Origin of the sequence: Psychrobacter sp. TB20-MNA-CIBAN-0197 (genome assembly GCF_040309765.1) — a bacterium.
GTDB lineage: Bacteria > Pseudomonadota > Gammaproteobacteria > Pseudomonadales > Moraxellaceae > Psychrobacter > Psychrobacter submarinus.
Genome location: NZ_JBEOPC010000578.1, coordinates 1 through 272 on the forward strand (window position 1 = coordinate 1; position 272 = coordinate 272).

At 66.5% G+C, this 272-nt stretch carries 1 protein-coding gene; it reads right to left on the reverse strand.

The features are described from left to right. On the reverse strand, positions 1-272 hold a 272-nt coding region (locus tag AAEY83_RS15045), incomplete at both ends, for an aldehyde dehydrogenase family protein (RefSeq protein WP_351060165.1).

Consider the following 272-nt stretch of genomic DNA (forward strand, 5'->3'; position numbering starts at 1 on the left):
CGAACCGGCGGTGCAGACTTCGCCCTGGTTGAAGGCGATGGCGCTGGCGGCGGATTCAGCGGCGGCCTGCAGATCCGGCGCATCGGCGAAGACGATGTTCGGGCTCTTGCCGCCGGCCTCGAGCCAGACGCGTTTCATGTTGCTCTGGCCGGCATAGATCATCAGCTGCTTGGCGATCGCCGTGGAGCCGGTGAAGGCCAGCACGTCGACGTCCATGTGCAACGCCAGCGCCTTGCCGACGGTGTGGCCGTAGCCCGGCAGCACGTTGAACA